At 28.2% G+C, this 234-nt stretch carries 1 protein-coding gene; it reads left to right on the forward strand.

Features of this window, described 5'->3' with window-relative positions; all coding sequences use genetic code 11:
* On the forward strand, positions 1-176 hold a 176-nt coding region (locus DW196_RS10255), incomplete at its 5' end, for a transposase (protein ID WP_147408685.1).
* Positions 177-234: the final 58 nt, after the last annotated feature.

Here is a 234-nt window from a genome sequence, read left to right on the forward strand (position 1 = left end):
AAGAAATAAAAAACACCTTTGAAACATCTTATTCAAATGGTCCTTTAGAATGTATGAATAACCATATTAAAGTCATAAAGCGTAATGCCTATGGCATGAGAAGTTTTTATAATTTTAAGCTACGACTATCAATTTGTTTAAAGAAGTCTGCTTTCAAATCACCAAAAAAGATCTAGAAAACTAAAAAGTTTTCTAGATCCTAAATTCTAACGTTTGAACTTTTACCAACACTAG

Source organism: Vagococcus sp. AM17-17 (genome assembly GCF_003471765.1).
Lineage (GTDB): Bacteria > Bacillota > Bacilli > Lactobacillales > Vagococcaceae > Vagococcus > Vagococcus teuberi.